The organism is Pseudoalteromonas sp. Scap06, assembly GCF_013394165.1.
GTDB lineage: Bacteria > Pseudomonadota > Gammaproteobacteria > Enterobacterales > Alteromonadaceae > Pseudoalteromonas.
The window spans coordinates 1,587,791-1,603,520 of the sequence record NZ_CP041330.1; the positions used below are offsets into that span (position 1 = coordinate 1,587,791).

A 15,730-nucleotide genomic window follows, 5' to 3' on the forward strand; every position below is an offset into this window, starting at 1 on the left:
GATGAAAATAATCACAATTCCCGTTACGCAGTTTATGCAAAATTGCAGAATTATAGTATGCGAACAAACCCAGCAAGCTGTGGTGGTAGATCCCGGTGGTGATGTTGACAAAATTAATACAACACTAACACAGCATAACTTGAGCTTGTCAGCCATCTGGTTGACCCATGGACACTTAGACCATGTGGGTGGTGCTCATAGCTTACGTGAGCAATACAATATAAAGATTATTGGCCCACATAAGGATGAGCGCTTTTGGTTTGATAACTTACCAATGCAAGCTACAATGTTTGGATTTAAACCTATCAGTGCTTTTTACCCAGATGAATGGCTAGCACATGGTGACACCATACAAGTTGGTCAGCTTGTATTTAAAGTACTGCATTGCCCAGGGCACACCCCAGGACACGTTGTATTTTATCAAGATACGCAAAGCACCGTTATTGTGGGTGATGTTATATTTAAAGGCTCAGTCGGGCGTACTGATTTTCCAAAAGGAGACAGTAAGCAGCTTATTAGCTCAATACAGGCCCATATAATGACGTTGCCACTGAGTACCGCAATTTTAAGTGGCCATGGTGAAGATACCGATGTCGCCAATGAGAAGGCAACCAATCCGTTTGTAAGTGGTCAATTTGGTTGATGTGTTTAATTGTTAAAAATATGCAGACTGCTTTTTAAAAAGGCTGTATAATTTAACCAATTTATTAGATAAATAAGAAATAAAATGTCTCTAAATCACGTAGATCGCCAAATATTGGCACTTTTACAACAAGATGCAAGTTTATCAACCGCTGAAATTGCAGATAAAGTAGGCCTATCTCAGTCTCCTTGTTGGCGTCGTATTGCCAAATTAGAACAAGATGGCTACATCAAAAGTAAAGTCGCATTGCTTGATGAAAAAAAGCTGGGCTTTGATATGTTGGTTTACGCCCATGTACGTTTATCAAACCATGGTAAAAAGAATCTAGCCGAGTTTGAAAAACTGATACTTAGCTATGATGAAGTGACTGAATGTTACACTATGGCGGGTACTATGGACTTTATGTTACGTATTATTTCTCAAGGCATAGAAGGTTATGAACACTTTGTACGCGATAACCTACTTAGCTTAGAGTACGTCCAAGAGGTTCATTCTAACGTGACCATGACCTGTGTAAAACGTAGTACAGCCTTACCACTGTAAAATAAAAATAAGCCGATGATAAACAAATCGGCTGCATTAACTATAATTGTGAAATGAGCGCTAATTTGATAGAATTCAGCGCTTTTTTTGTCAGCTAAATAAAACTGAGGAACTCAATGTTTAACTTACTCAGTAGGGCGCCAAGCTCTGCTAAAAACGATATTCTCTCTGGATTGACCGTGGCACTTGCCTTGATCCCAGAAGCTGTTGCATTTGCCTTTGTTGCAAATGTAGAACCCCTTGTTGGTTTATATGCCGCATTTATTGTTGGCTTAATTACGGCTATTTTTGGTGGTCGTCCGGGTATGATTTCGGGTGCAACCGGTGCGCTTGCGGTTGTAATGGTAAGTTTAGTGCTTGATCACGGAGTGGAATATCTATTTGCCACCGTTTTGCTCATGGGGCTATTACAAATATTGGCCGGAGTATTTAAGCTCGGTAAATTTATACGTATGGTTCCACATCCGGTGATGCTCGGTTTTGTTAATGGCTTAGCAATTGTGATATTTTTAGCTCAGCTTGGGCAGTTTAAAGTGCCTGATGGTGCTGGCGGCCAAGAGTGGATGACGGGCAGTGCAATGTACATCATGCTCGGTTTAGTGGCGCTAACTATGGCTATTATTCACTTTTTACCAAAATTAACGACCGCAGTCCCTTCGTCATTGGTTGCCATTGTGACGGTTACTGGCTTAGTTATTGGCCTTGACCTAGAAGCGCGTACAGTACTTGATTTCTTAAAAGGAATGACAGGTAATGAAACGGCAACAATTGCAGGTGGTTTACCGCAGTTCCATATTCCTATGGTGCCTTTTAATTTAGAAACACTACAAATTATCTTCCCGTATGCGCTTATTCTTGCAGCAATTGGCTTAATTGAGTCATTATTAACGCTAAGCTTGATTGACGAAATTACAGAAACACGTGGCCATTCTAATAAAGAATGTATTGGCCAAGGTGCGGCAAACGTCACATGTGGTTTCTTTGGTGCAATGGGTGGCTGTGCCATGATTGGCCAATCTATGATTAACATTAATTCAGGTGGCCGTTCGCGTTTATCTGGTATTAGTGCTGCGCTGATGTTACTTGCGTTTATTATCTTTGCCTCAAGCTTAATTGAAATGATCCCACTAGCGGCATTAGTTGGTGTTATGTTTATGGTAGTACTTGGAACATTTGAATGGGCAAGTTTTAAAATGATGAAACGCGTGCCTTTATCTGACGCATTTGTAATTGTTTTAGTATCGGGTGTGACGGTTATCACTGACTTAGCCATTGCTGTGTGTGTGGGTGTTATTGTGTCTGCATTAGTGTTTGCTTGGCAGCATGCTAAACATATCTACACAACGAACTATATCGATAAAGAAGGTTCAAAAGTGTACGAGTTACACGGGCCTTTATTCTTTGGTTCAGTTAAAAACTTTGCCGATTTATTTGATGTAAAGAACGACCCTAAAGACGTTATTGTTGAGTTTAAATACAGCCGTGTTGCGGACCACAGTGCAATAGAAGCAATTGACAGCTTAGCTGATAAGTACAATAAAGCCGGTAAAAAGTTGCATTTACGTCACTTAAGTAAAGATTGTACTGAACTACTTCATAAAGCGCGTGACTTAGTGGAAGTAAACGTTATTGAAGATCCAACTTATAAAGTTGCTTCAGACAAGCTTGCTTAATAAATAAAAAGTAAACATTGAGAAGCGAAAGGTACCTACCTTTCGCTTTTTTTATGCGTACAACTTAAATGAAATGCTTAACTATAAATGCATAAGCTTGGGTTATAGTTTGCGATAGGGCTATTAAAAAGTAAGACAGTTGGTAGTGCTATACCCGTTGATAAATCGATATAATAATACCAAATTTACAAGGTAATAATTAATTTTGAATTGGCAGTCTTTAATTGATAACAGACAACGCTTTTTCTGGCTTTTACAAATCGCTGGCTGGATAGGGTATGCGTTAGTTAATTACATTGGTTCTAAAGTATTTGAAATGCGTGATATTTACGTATTTGTTATTTTACTCAATGCCTATGCGGGCTGTTTAATGACTGTCCCGTTACGTTATATATATCGCAAAATTTGGAATGCCTCGCCGTGGGTCTTAATTATTGTTGTATTTGGTGCCTCGTATGTAACTGGTACGCTCTGGGCCGTGGTTCAAAAGTTTAACTTATGGGAGATTTATCGTCACGGTTATCGCCCTGAAGAATGGTTTTATTATTTACAACAAGGGTTAGACTCCGTTTATATTATTTTGTGTTGGAGTGGCTTGTACTTTGGGGTTAAGTATTATCAACTATTACAAAGTGAACGCCAAAAAGCGTTAAAAGCAACTACAATGGCGCATGAAGCGCAGCTAAAGATGCTCAGATATCAGTTAAACCCGCATTTTTTATTTAATACCCTTAATGCTATCTCCACTTTAATTTTGGTTAAAGAAAACAAAGATGCTAACCTAATGGTATCTAAGTTGAGTGATTTTTTGCGTTATACACTCAACACTGATCCAATTAAAAAAGTGCCGCTAGAGCAAGAGTTACACGCATTAATGCTTTATTTAGAAATTGAACGTGTGCGCTTTGATGAACGGCTACAAGTTAATGTTGATGTGAGTGATCAAGCACAACAAGCATTGGTACCTAGCTTAATATTACAACCGATCATTGAAAATGCTATTAAGTATGCCATTGCCCACATGGCAGAAGGTGGCGTGATTGATATAAAAGCACAAGTATTTGCTAATGAATTATTACTTGAAGTGGGCGATAATGGTCCAGGCACTGAAATTGTAAATGGCCAGTTAGTTAATGCACAAGGCGTGGGTGTGGCAAATACCCGAGACAGATTAAAAACGCTCTACGAAAATAATTACTCGTTTGTATTATCACATAATACGCCAAGTGGATTAAAAGTTAATCTGCGAGTCCCGTTTGAGAAGGCTGTGAAGAAATGACAAGAATAAAAACGCTTATTGTTGATGATGAACCATTAGCACGTAAAGGTTTAGCCGTCAGGCTTGAAGAGTTTTCTGATATTGAAGTGATCAAACTATGTAGCTCAGGATTTGATGCAATCGAAAGCTGCAAAAACGAAAAAATTGACCTCGTGTTCTTAGATATTCAAATGCCTGGGATGAACGGATTTGAGGTTGCGCGCGCATTGAGTGAAAGTAGTAAAGATTTGCCAGCTATTGTGTTTGTGACTGCGTTTGATCATTTTGCTGTTAAAGCATTTGAAATCCATGCTTTAGATTACATTTTAAAACCCGTTGATGATAACAGATTAAAACAGGCGGTAGAAAAAGTGCATACCTATTTAAAAACACAGCAGGACAACGCCCATAAGAAAAAATTAGCTAGCTTTGTAGCTGGAATAACGGGTAATAACTGTGAAGAGATTTTAAAGAAATTAGCCACAGGTGATACCTTAACTGATCGTCGCTACCCTGAATCATTAGCAGTAAAAGAGCAGGGCGAAATTGTCAGAGTGCCAGTTGCTACCATACAGTGGGTAGATGCAGCGGGTGATTATATGTGTTTACATTGCCAAGATGGGCAAACGCATATATTACGTAAAACCATGAAAGAGCTAGAACAAGAGTTAGATCCAAGCTTATTTGTACGTGTCCATCGCAGCGCAATTGTTAACACTAAACAAATTAGTAAGCTGGTTACTCAGGTAAGTGGTGAGTACCTATTGGTACTTGAAAACGGTCAAGAGCTCAAAGTTAGCCGAAGCTATCGAGACAAAGTAAAAGCAGCGCTGGCAAGCTAAATTAACCAGAGTTCAGGTTAAATTAACAGCATAAAAAACGCGAGCATATAGCTCGCGTTTTTTTGTAGTAACTTTTACGAAACAGTCACAATCTTCATCGTGTTGGTTGCACCAATCGTTTCCATCGCATCACCATGGGTGATAATCACGGTGTCGCCTACTTGCAGTGAGCCTGCAGCCACTAACGTGCTTAATGCGTCTTTAACCATGTTATCTTTTTCACATTTTGTAGAGTCAAAAAACACTGGGTAAACACCACGGTATAGTGCTGTTTGTCCTAATGTACTGGCATGACGTGAAAGTGAGTAAATGGGTAAGCCTGAGCTAATACGTGACATAAGTTTTGCTGTGCTACCGGATTCAGTCAGGGTGATAATCGCTTTAACAGAGTCTAAGTGATTAGCTGCATACATTGCAGAGAGAGCAATTGATTCCGCATTAGAAGAGAAACGGCTATCTAAACGATGCTTAGAGACATGGGTCTCTTTTTGCGACTCAGCGCCTAAACAAACACGCGCCATAGTAGCAACGGTTTCTTCTGGGTAATCACCAGCGGCGGTTTCAGCAGAAAGCATAACTGCATCGGTGCCATCAAGTACTGCATTGGCAACATCCATAACTTCTGCGCGTGTTGGCATAGGATTATCGATCATCGATTCCATCATTTGAGTAGCGGTTACAACGGTACGGTTTAATGAACGAGCACGACGAATAATGAGTTTTTGCTTACCCATTAGTGCAGCGTCACCAATTTCAACACCTAAATCACCACGGGCAACCATCACAGCGTCAGACGCTAAAATGATATCATCTACTGCTTCTTGTGTTTCTACTGCTTCAGCACGTTCAATTTTAGCTAAAAGCTGTGCATTAGAGCCTGCAGCCTCTGCAAGAGAGCGTACATAACGCATGTCATCGCCACTTCGCGGGAAAGAAACGGCAATATAATCAACATTAATTTCAGCAGCAGTGATTAAGTCTTCTTTGTCTTTGTCGGTAAACGCGGGTGCAGTTAAACCACCACCTAAACGATTAATCCCTTTATTGTTCGAGAGCACCCCACCCACAGTAACCACAGTGTGTACTAAGTGACCTTCAACATGCTCAACAGTAAGCTGAATTAAACCATCGTTTAACAGCAGTAAATCACCAGGAGCCACATCTTGTGGTAGCTCTTTGTAATCAATACCAACGGCGTTAATGTCGCCTTGGCCTTTTTCCATTTTTGCATCAAGAACGAATTTTGCACCAACCGCTAAAGTCACTTTACCTTCTTTAAAGGTTGAAACACGGATCTTAGGGCCTTGCAGGTCAGCAAGAATTGCAACGTGCTTACCTAATTTAGCGGCTATATCTCTAACTGCTTGTGCACGGTCTTTGTGATCTTGTGCAACACCATGTGAGAAGTTTAATCGAACGACGTTTGCGCCTGCGCGAATTATTTTTTCTAAGTTATTATCTCTGTCTGTTGCAGGTCCAAGTGTCGCGACTATTTTTGTACGTCTTAACATTAAATTCTCCTGTGCGCTTATTTTAAGCAAGTTGACGGTTATTTTGTTTTAGTGACTATTTAATAAATCTCATAAGAAGAGTTTAGGTTAAATAGTAATTTTAGTTTTATGCAATTTTCATAACATTGCGACTATTATATACAAGATCAATATGTCATCATTATGACACCGGTGTCACAGGGCGTCAATGATCTAAAAATTTAAATAGCAGCGCTATTTCTTCCCCTGTGAGGGCGGTTGTTTGATATAATTGCAGTGTTTATTTTAACTGTAATAAATGCATGTAGCTTTGCTCATGGCTTAGGCCTGAGTATAATGCACGCGGTATTATTTTAATTTACTAACCAAATAGTTGTTACCGAGGAGGGCACTAAATGCAAGTTGCATTAGTAGGGTTAGGCGTTATGGGGAAAAATCTTGCCCTGAACTTGATTGAAAAAGGGATAACGCTGGTCGCTTATGACAAAAACCCAAATGCGGGTGAAGAGTTATTAAGCTGTGCTAAGTCACAAGGCATGGCTGACAAACTTCACATTGTCTCTGATCTAGGGGATATGGTTAGGCGTTTAGAAACACCGCGTTCTATTTTATTACTTGTACCTGCGGGTGAGTTGGTTGATGCGGTTTGCAATGAGCTTATTGAAGCGGGTGTTCAATGTAGTGATATTATTGTTGACTGCGGTAACAGTAATTACAAAGACGGAATTAATCGCAAGCTAAAATACCAAGACAAGTTTGAGTTTGCCACCATGGGTATTTCAGGTGGTGCTGAGGGTGCGCGTCATGGGCCAGCTATGATGGCAAGTGGTTCTGAAGGTGGCTGGGAGCGTGTCGAGCCATGGTTTACAAAAGTTGCTGCAAGCTACAAAGGCGAGTCGTGTTTTGCTCGCGTTGGACAATCAGCCAGCGGTCATTTTGTAAAAATGGTTCACAATGGAATTGAATACGCACTGATGCAACTTATTGCTGAAGTGTATCAGCTACTTCGTCACGGAACTAAGCGCTCACCAAAAGAAATTGCTGAGATATTTAATGAATGGTCACAAGGCCAGTTAAATAGCTATTTATTGTCAATTTCTAGCCATATTTTGTCACTTGAAAATTCGCAAAATGTGCCCCTTGTTGACTTAATTGATAACAAAGTTGGCGCAAAGGGCACTGGCTTATGGACAGCTCAAAATGCACTTGAATTGGGTATTGCGGTACCTTCATTAGTAGCTGCTGTTCAAGCACGCCATTTAACTAATGCATGCAATACCACTGCTGCACAAGAGATGACGTACAGCGCGCAAAATACCACTCAAGTTGATGTTGATTTAGATGAATTGAAAGATGCATTTACTCTTGCAAGTTTACTAGCGTATCGTCAGGGACTTGCACTAATTAAAGGTGCTTCACGTACCCATCAGTGGAAAGTTGATTTAGCTAAAACACTACAAACCTGGCGTGCAGGGTGTATTATTCGTGCAGATTACTTAGACAGTGTTGCGCAAGGTGTTGAGTTTATTGATACTCTTGAAAAAGAGTCACTCGCAATGCGTAAGGTAACGGGCCAAGCAGTCATGACTGGTCTGGCATTCCCTGTGCTAAGTGCAACACAAACCTACTTAGCAACGTTAACAACACCAAGTAATGGGCATTTAGTACAAGCCCAGCGTGATTACTTTGGTGAGCATGGCATTAAGACTCACAGTGGTGAAACGTGTCATTTAACTGACTTAGTTGATATTGACGCAAAAGTTCGTTAATAAAATCTAAGTAAATAAAAAGGACGCTATATAGCGTCCTTTTTTGTTATTCGTTTAGCTGAACACCTAACGAGTTAACTCACCCCGCAAATTATCTTGCATTAAATGGCGAATCGTTTCGATTTCTAAATTTTGACTAAAAAGATAATGCAGTTTAGTTAAACAGGCTTCTAAGGTCATGTCAAAACCACTGATCACACCTATATTGAGTAGCGCATTTCCTGTGGCATACCCGCCCATATTCACTTGCCCTTTTAGGCATTGAGTGAGGTTTGTGATAATAACGCCGCGCTTGCTCGCTTCATCAAGTATATCCAAAAACTCAGGGTCTTGCGGTGCATTACCCACACCAAAGCTCAGCAGTACCAATGCTTTAATGTTGCCATTAACTAAGCTTTTAACCACTTCTTTGCTGATCCCAGGGTATAAATACAATACACCAATGGCTTGAGGAGTGATCTGCGCAACTTGTAATTCATTTTCTACATACGGACTTAACTGACCTTTGATCAGTTGAATATTAATGCCAGACAGCGCTAATGGCTCTAGGTTAGGGGAGGCGAATGCATCAAATCCATCGGCATGCGCTTTGGTTGCTCGGTTGCCTCTAAATAATTGATTATTAAAAAATAAACTGACTTCCGCTATCGGGTAGTTAGCTGCTAAATACATGGCATTAAGTAGGTTAACTTGACCATCAGAGCGCAATTGAGAGAGCGGAATTTGTGAGCCGGTCACGATAATAGGCTTTGTTAAGTTTTCAAACATAAACGATAAAGCCGATGCCGTATAGGCCATGGTATCTGTACCATGCAGCACTACAAAGCCGTCGTAATCTTGGTACTTACTTTTTATGTCATCAGCAATAAGTTGCCAGTGGGCAGGAGACATATCTGAAGAGTCAATCAGTGGGCAGTATTCATGAATATCGAATAATGGCATTTCTTCACGATTAAATTCTGCGTTATTAACCACAGTTTCGGTTAAAAAACCTTCGGCAGGAATATAGCCGCGGATTGATTTTTTCATTCCTATAGTACCGCCAGTATAAGCGATGTAAATGCGTTTACGTTTCATAAAAAAAGCCCAGTAAAAAAACTGGGCTTAGTATAACGCTAAGTGCTAATCAATACAGCCTGTTAGGGCATTATTGTGCAACTGTACATTCTAAACAGCGCGCGTAAACACCTTGTGGATCGTTATAATCTTTCAGGTTTTCTACTTCGCTGCTTAATTGCTTAATCACGCTTTGCAGGTTAGCTTGACTAGCTAGTACTGCTGATTTTTGTGTTTCAAGTCCAAGCACTGATTTAACCGCGGCGCTACCAAAAATATCTTGGAGCATTTGTTCTTGAGGGCTAAGTGATTGTCTAATTGTTTTAACTTCATAGAAGTTAAGTTTAGCAAGCTCTGCAGCCGCTTTGATAGCGTCTTGCTTGTTACCCAGCTTGTCAACTAAACCAAGCTCTTGAGCTTGCGATGCAATCCAAACGCGGCCTTGGGCAATTTTATCAACTTGCTCAGGGGTCATATTACGTGCATCGGCAACGACATTTAAAAAACGTTCATAAGCTTCTTCAACACTCATTTGAATCACTTGTGCCATTTTTTCATTTAGTGGACGAGTTATTGAAAAACCGGCCATTTCTGTAGTCGCTACACCATCAGAGTAAACACCGATTTTAGCTAAGGTATCTTCAAAGGTCATAAAGGTACCAAATACACCGATTGAGCCGGTAATCGTACTAGGTGCTGCCCAAATTTCATTTGCCGCTGATGCAATCCAATAACCACCTGATGCAGCTACTGAGCTCATTGAAGCAATGACTGGTTTACCTGCGGCCTTAAGCGCCAATACTTCAGCACGAATAACTTCAGAGGCAAACATGCTGCCACCGCCAGAATCAATACGTAACACGACTGCTTTTACTTTATCGTCAAGGCGTGCCTTGCGTAATAGTGCAGCTGTTGAATCACCGCCAATCTCACCGGCACGACGCTCACCGTCTACGATGGTACCTCTAGCTACAACAACAGCGACTTTTTCTGTCATTGGGTTATCAAACTCAATTGGCGGCTTAACTAAGCTTAAGTATTCACCAAAAGACACTTGTTTAAATGTTTTACCATCTTCCTCAGCGCCAACTAGATCAATTAATTGCTGACGAATTTGTTGATTAGTTTTGAGAGAATCAACCCATTTATTATCCAGCGCGTATTTACCCGCATCACCATTGGCAGCCTGCATTTTGGCTAAATAAGTATCCATTGTTTCATCAAAATTTGATTCGTCAAATGGACGCACCGCACTTACATCTTGCTTATATTCGTTCCATAAAGCACCTAACCATACGCGGTTTGCTTCTTTAGCTGCTTCTGACATATCGTTTCTGATAAACGGTTCAACGGCAGATTTGAAAGTACCTACACGAAATATATGCTGAGTGACTTCTAATTTTTCTAATGCATCTTTGAAGTAAAGCGGGTACATACCGTAGCCTTCAATAAGCACACTACCATAAGGGTGCATCGCAATTTCGTCTGCATGCGCGGCAATGTAATATTGCGCTTGGGTATAGTAATAACCTGAAGCAATTACTTTTTTTCCAGTTGCTTTAAATGCATCAAGTGCTTTTGTAATTTGCTTAAGCTTATTTAAGTGCGCTTTTGGCATTTCTTGTAAATCAAGCAAAATTGCGCTGATACGAGAGTCTTGTGACGCCTCATTGATCACTTCAATGACATCATCAAGTAGTATTTCAGTAGGGGTATCAGCACTTGCTGTTACATCATTAATGGCCGCTTCTACAGGGTCTACGTAGGTTTTTTCTTCCACAATAGGACCGTTTAGGTTGAGCCTGAGGACAGAACCCTCTTCGACAATGATTTTATCGCCGTCACTTGATACTGAGACAATGAAAATGATAACCAAAAATAAAAATAATAAATTTAGTACTAAACGACGCGAGAAGTTAATCCCTGTCCATATACCTTTAAATACCTTCGCTATCAAAATAGCTCCTTAAATTCGTACAGCTAAAACGTTATTGCCATAGTAGCTTAGAATATAAATTAATTTAACTGCTAAATCGTAACGAAACATTTATAAATTCAATTACACTTATGATTATACGAATGTTTATGTCACTTTTAGCCGTATTTTACAATTAACAGTTATACATAAAACAAGATTATTTAGGGTGTTTTAAATTAAAAAGTTTAAGTTTAAGCTGCTCGTATATTGCTTATTTTGCGTCATTAAAGCAGAATTGGACAAACACACAGGTTAGACCAGTTATTGGGGCACAGGATGTTAGAACAAAAACTAGAACTAAAACACACACAACTACGCAACCGTTTAGTAATGGGATCAATGCATACCGGCCTTGAAGAAGGTTGGCACAATCGTAAACGCCTTCGTGCCTTTTATGAAGCACGTGCCAAAGGTGGCACTGCAATGCTTATTACCGGAGGCTACAGCCCTAACTTACGCGGTAAGTTAACGCCTATTTCCTCATCATTTAATAGTTATTATGATGTATTTAAGCATCGTGCATATACGCAAGCTGTTCATCAACATGGTGGTAAAATATGTTTGCAATTATTACATGCTGGGCGTTATGCGTATCACCCTTTTAATCAGGCACCAAGTGCTATAAAAGCCCCGATTAATCCATATAAACCAAAGGAAATGTCTTTAAGTTCAATTAACAAAACGATTAAAGATTTTGCTCACTCGGCTTATTTAGCTGAAAAGGCTGGTTACGATGGCGTGGAAGTAATGGGCTCAGAAGGTTATTTGATTAATGAGTTTATGGCACCGCATACTAATAAACGAAACGACGAATTTGGCGGCAGCCTTGAAAACAGGATGCGTTTAGCCGTTGAAATTGTAAAAGCGGTAAGAGCAAAAGTATCGGATAAATTTTTAATTATTTTTAGACTCTCGGTTATAGATCTAATCCCTAATGGTTCCACCCCTGATGAAGTAACTCAACAAGCTGTTGCACTTGAAAAAGCGGGTGTTGATATTTTTAATACCGGAATTGGTTGGCATGAAGCGCGCGTACCTACAATTGCGAGTATGGTGCCACCAGGTGCATTTAAAGAAGCGTCAAAGCGTTTAAAAGATGTTATTAGCGTGCCTGTTATTGCGGTAAACCGCATTAATACCCCAGAGATTGCTAATGATATTTTAAATGCTGGCGAAGCTGATTTAATTTCTATGGCGCGTCCATTATTAGCCGATCCTGAATTTTTTAATAAATACGCGGCTAAGCAATCTGAGCATATTAATATTTGTATTGGTTGTAATCAGGGTTGTTTAGATCATGTATTTAAAGGTAAGCGCGCTACCTGTTTAGTAAATCCACAAGCAGGTTTTGAGCTTGATTACCCGTTAGAAAAAGCAGAGAAAGCTAAAAATGTATTAGTTGTTGGCGCTGGACCTGCAGGTTTATCGTCTAGCTGTTACTTAGCGCAAAAAGGGCACAATGTAACCCTGATTGACCAAAAGCAACACATGGGTGGGCAATTCAATTTAGCGATGCAAATACCTGGTAAAGAAGACTTTAATCATACATTAGCTTACTTTACTAATGAACTTAAGCGTCTTAATGTAACCATTGAATTAGGCAAAGCATTTAGTGACAGTATGCTAACTGAGTTTGATGATGTGGTATTTGCAACCGGTGTAAGGCCACGTGAGGCTACGATTAAATGCAGCGATGATAAGCGTGTATTTGCTTACGATGAAGTTATACGCGGTGAAGTAGAGCTGGGTAATTCTATAGCTATATTAGGCGCAGGCGGTATTGGTTTTGATATGGTGGCATTTTTAAGTGAACATAAGTCACAAAGCATTAGCGACTTTAAAACCCAATGGGGTATAGAGTGCGAACCTCAACCGCACAAAGATGCTCGTCAGCTCTATATGCTAAAACGCAGTGCAGGGCGCTTTGGTGGTGACTTAGGTAAAACTACGGGTTGGATCCACCGTCAAGTTGCCAAACAGCATGGTGTTAAACAAATTGCAGACTGCCAATACTATAGTTTTGATAAAAACGGCCTAACCATTAGTGTGGCTGGTGAAACTCAAGTACTGCCAGTTGATACGGTTATTGCCTGCATTGGTCAAGTGTCTAACGACGAGTTATTTAAAGCACAAGCTGAGAGCGCCAACGTGCATGTTATAGGTGGCGCTAAATTGGCTGCTGCTATTGATGCTAAACGCGCAATATTTGAAGCGTTACAAGTAGCAAGGCAAATTTAATCTTTAAGGGCGAAATAATTTAGCTCTGTGCGCGGTCATGTTTGTTTATAGTCTATAACTTAATAAACAATGAACATACAAGAGTGCGCATGATTAAATTAATTACACTTTACGACAATATTATAGGTAAATTATCTTTATTGGATGGTTTGCCTGCTTTGCTTTTTCGCTTGATTTTAGCGCCTGTAATGATTATTGCAGGCTATAACAAACTCGCAATAAGTGGCGATACTAATGGTTTTTTTAATCAGTTTTTAGCCTCTGATGATGTCGTTCAGTGGTTTGGCAATAGTGACTGGGGATTAGGATTACCGTTTCCTGATTTGCTGGCTTTTTTAGCCGGTTGGAGTGAGTTTTTAGGAGGTTGGTTTTTACTTATTGGTTTATTTACGCGATTAGTGAGTATTCCACTTATGTTTACAATGGTGGTAGCAGCAACAACAGTACACTGGCATAACGGCTGGTTTGCTATAGCGCCAACAAATCCACAAACAAGTGCCGCCCAAGTACTTGATTGGCTATCAGTCCCTGGTGCCAAAGAAAGCCTTGAAAATTCAAAAGAAGTACAAGTCCGCATAGGTAAAATTCGCAGCTTAGTTGAAGAATATGGCTTTGAAGATTACCTATACGAAAAAGGTAAACCATCAATACTAAATAACGGCATCGAATTTTCTGCTATTTATTTTGCCATGTTACTTAGCTTATTCTGTACCGGAGGTGGGCGTTTTGTAAGCCTAGATTATTGGTTTAAACGCGGTGCCTACATCAATAGTTACTAGGATATAAACACTCGCTTCATTAATTTTATCTGCTTGGTAGTTTTAACCCTGCAGTGTTTATTTTTTACTTATAAATGTTACTCTTACGTTTTGAATTTTGAGAGCACACTATGGATGCTATTGAGCTTTTACTCACTCGCCAATCTGATGCAAAATTGACAGCGCCAGGGCCTAATGAAGAGCAGTTAAACATTATTCAGCAGGCTGGGTTGAGAGTGCCCGATCATGGCTGTATTGCACCGTGGCAATATATTATTGTTCAAGGTGATGCGCGTCATAAGTTAGGTGAAATTTATTATCAAAGCGCTATAGCAGAGCAGCAGGCTGAAAAAGTAATTAATCGCGCTAAGGAGTTACCGCTTAGAGCACCCATGATTATTATTGCGATTGCAAAATATCAACCACACCCAAAAGTTTCTAGAATTGAACAAGTACAAAGCGCAGGTTGTGGCGTATTGGCAATGCAACAAGCCGCATTCGCTCAGGGGTTAGGCGGTATTTGGCGTACGGGTTACTTTGCACAAAGCCCCAGTGTTAAACAGGCGCTTAACTTAAATGATGATGATGAAATAGTCGGTTATTTATATTTAGGGACGCCGGCAATTGAATGCAAAAAGTCACCAAGGCACAAACCAGAAAATTATTTTAGTTTTTTGTAGAAATAGTATGAACTTTTTATATTCAATATAGTCATAATTCATTAAGTTAATCGTGTTACACTACTGCGGTTAATATTGTAGCTGCGAGAAGCGCACGGAAGCACTAAACGTAATAAATCTTCTTCAGTTTGTTTTTTAATCGGTTGTTTTTTGGTAATGTATGGAAAGTCTTACCAATAATAACGATAAAGAAGACGAAAATGATGGGAAATTTATTTTTACGTGAAAAAGAAAACTGGTTTGCTTGGTCAATCTGGGGTGTAGTTGGCGCGCTTGCGACATTTTATGTTGCAATGAGCACTCAAGCTGAGCATTTTATTGCTGCTTCAGCAATAGGGGTGCTGGTATTGCTAACTTGGTGGATGCAACAATCGAAACGGTTTGATTTTGGCAGAGCCTTTAAAATATGTTGTTATGTTTTACTGTTCACTGTACTGCCTTCATTTGTATTGGTTGTGATCCCGAGCGATGACCTTAATCGCTTCGATTTAATATTTCAAAGTATTGCATTTTTAACAGCCAGCTTATTGGTCTGTTTAGTGTGCTCTTGGATTGCTCGTAGGCCTAAGCAATATTACTAATAATGGCTAATTGATAACTAAAGCGGTTTATATTTAACTATTTAGCCGGTTTTATTAAAATAGGGCTTTACAAGCTAAGCGTATGATCTTATTATGCGCGCCGTACGGAGAGATGGCAGAGTGGTCGAATGCACCGGTCTTGAAAACCGGCAGGGGTTTATAGCCCCTCTAGGGTTCAAATCCCTATCTCTCCACCATTATTTAAAAAACCGCCTTATTGG

General features: G+C 39.9%; 13 protein-coding genes and 1 tRNA gene. 11 read left to right on the forward strand and 3 right to left on the reverse strand.

Annotation, left to right across the window (positions count from 1 at the left end; genetic code table 11):
- Position 1 precedes the first annotated feature (1 nt).
- The 5 genes from FLM47_RS07245 to FLM47_RS07265 all read left to right on the forward strand — a co-directional run bounded on the left by FLM47_RS07245 (position 2) and on the right by FLM47_RS07265 (position 4,959).
- Positions 2-643, forward strand: coding sequence for an MBL fold metallo-hydrolase (locus FLM47_RS07245; RefSeq protein WP_178956020.1), 642 nt, complete (start codon positions 2-4; stop codon positions 641-643).
- An 84-nt stretch (positions 644-727) separates the two neighbouring features.
- Positions 728-1,186, forward strand: a complete 459-nt coding sequence (locus FLM47_RS07250; protein WP_008110469.1) for an Lrp/AsnC family transcriptional regulator — start codon at positions 728-730, stop codon at positions 1,184-1,186.
- 116 nt (positions 1,187-1,302) lie between these two features.
- Positions 1,303-2,859 (forward strand): SulP family inorganic anion transporter, encoded by a 1,557-nt coding sequence (locus FLM47_RS07255; RefSeq protein WP_178956021.1) that lies wholly within the window; start codon positions 1,303-1,305, stop codon positions 2,857-2,859.
- Positions 2,860-3,064: 205 nt separating this feature from the next.
- On the forward strand, positions 3,065-4,138 hold the full coding sequence (locus FLM47_RS07260; protein ID WP_178956022.1) for a sensor histidine kinase: 1,074 nt from the start codon (positions 3,065-3,067) through the stop codon (positions 4,136-4,138).
- Complete coding sequence (locus FLM47_RS07265) at positions 4,135-4,959, forward strand: LytTR family DNA-binding domain-containing protein (RefSeq protein WP_178956023.1); 825 nt, start codon at positions 4,135-4,137, stop codon at positions 4,957-4,959. Before FLM47_RS07260 ends, FLM47_RS07265 begins: the two co-directional genes overlap by 4 nt.
- A gap of 74 nt (positions 4,960-5,033) precedes the next feature.
- Here the strand turns inward: FLM47_RS07265 and pyk are convergent, their stop codons facing one another.
- Entirely contained in the window at positions 5,034-6,470 is a 1,437-nt protein-coding gene (gene pyk, locus FLM47_RS07270; RefSeq protein WP_076920269.1) for a pyruvate kinase, read from the reverse strand.
- Between the two features lie 374 nt (positions 6,471-6,844).
- Between pyk and gndA the strand changes: the two genes are divergently transcribed.
- Positions 6,845-8,218, forward strand: a complete 1,374-nt coding sequence (gene gndA, locus FLM47_RS07275) for an NADP-dependent phosphogluconate dehydrogenase (protein WP_054200862.1) — start codon at positions 6,845-6,847, stop codon at positions 8,216-8,218.
- A gap of 66 nt (positions 8,219-8,284) precedes the next feature.
- Here gndA and ansA read toward each other — a convergent pair whose 3' ends face one another.
- Together ansA and sppA are read right to left on the reverse strand one after the other, a co-directional pair.
- Positions 8,285-9,295: an asparaginase gene (gene ansA, locus FLM47_RS07280; RefSeq protein ID WP_138608516.1), complete on the reverse strand. Its 1,011-nt coding sequence runs from the start codon at positions 9,293-9,295 to the stop codon at positions 8,285-8,287.
- A gap of 70 nt (positions 9,296-9,365) precedes the next feature.
- On the reverse strand, positions 9,366-11,231 hold the full coding sequence (gene sppA / locus FLM47_RS07285) for a signal peptide peptidase SppA (protein ID WP_178956024.1): 1,866 nt from the start codon (positions 11,229-11,231) through the stop codon (positions 9,366-9,368).
- 297 nt (positions 11,232-11,528) lie between these two features.
- Here sppA and FLM47_RS07290 point away from each other — a divergent pair, with 297 nt between their 5' ends.
- From FLM47_RS07290 to FLM47_RS07310, 5 genes are all read left to right on the forward strand, one after another.
- The gene (locus FLM47_RS07290; RefSeq protein WP_178956025.1) at positions 11,529-13,490 is read left to right on the forward strand and encodes an FAD-dependent oxidoreductase; all 1,962 of its coding nucleotides are present in this window, start codon (positions 11,529-11,531) and stop codon (positions 13,488-13,490) included.
- 89 nt (positions 13,491-13,579) lie between these two features.
- On the forward strand, positions 13,580-14,269 hold the full coding sequence (locus FLM47_RS07295; RefSeq protein WP_178956026.1) for a DoxX family protein: 690 nt from the start codon (positions 13,580-13,582) through the stop codon (positions 14,267-14,269).
- Between the two features lie 110 nt (positions 14,270-14,379).
- Positions 14,380-14,928 carry an NAD(P)H nitroreductase gene (locus tag FLM47_RS07300; RefSeq protein ID WP_178956027.1) on the forward strand — a complete coding sequence of 183 codons (549 nt, stop codon included), beginning with the start codon at positions 14,380-14,382 and terminating at the stop codon, positions 14,926-14,928.
- Between the two features lie 203 nt (positions 14,929-15,131).
- Complete coding sequence (locus FLM47_RS07305; protein WP_041709037.1) at positions 15,132-15,509, forward strand: hypothetical protein; 378 nt, start codon at positions 15,132-15,134, stop codon at positions 15,507-15,509.
- Positions 15,510-15,615: 106 nt separating this feature from the next.
- Positions 15,616-15,706 (forward strand) — tRNA-Ser (locus FLM47_RS07310).
- Positions 15,707-15,730: the final 24 nt, after the last annotated feature.